The following is a 564-nucleotide window of genomic DNA, read 5'->3' as shown; positions in this document are numbered from 1 at the left end:
CATCACCTTCGGCAAGGGCACCGGCCAGGTCTCGACCCGTGCCGAGTTCACCCAGGCGCTCTCGAACATCTCCGGGATCACCTCCTCGGTGAACGGAAACGCCTTCTCGATCCAGGTCGCCCAGGGCACCAGCAAGACCACCCTGTCGATCGGCGGCTCGACCAACACGTTGGCCAAGCTCGGCACCAGCGCCCAGACCAAGACCGGCGTCAAGCACGAGGGTGACGACAACGCCACCCGCGCCAGCCTGCAGAAGGACTTCAACGACGTCCTCGACCAGATCGACTCGCTGGCGAAGGATGCCTCCTACAACGGCATCAACCTGCTGAACGGCGACGACCTCAAGGTGGCGTTCAACGAGAACAACACCTCGTCGCTGACCATCAAGGGCGTCGGCTACAACTCCGCCGCCCTCGGCCTCAACAAGCAGAACGGCAACACCTTCCAGGACAACGACAAGATCGACGCGACCATCACGGCGATCAACGATGCCCTGACCACCCTGCGCACCCAGGCCTCGAAGTTCGGCTCCAACCTGTCGACGGTGCAGACCCGTCAGGACTT

Annotated in this window: 1 protein-coding gene; it reads left to right on the top strand. The window is 63.1% G+C overall.

What is annotated here, in order from left to right; translation table 11 throughout:
* Nucleotides 1-564, top strand: a 564-nt coding sequence (locus A33M_RS21735) for a flagellin N-terminal helical domain-containing protein (protein ID WP_040622629.1), incomplete at both ends; no start/stop codon positions are given.

The organism is Rhodovulum sp. PH10, assembly GCF_000293785.1.
GTDB lineage: Bacteria > Pseudomonadota > Alphaproteobacteria > Rhizobiales > Xanthobacteraceae > Rhodoplanes.
The sequence above is the reverse complement of the archived record's forward strand: the minus strand, read 5'-3'. Positions and strand labels throughout refer to the sequence as shown.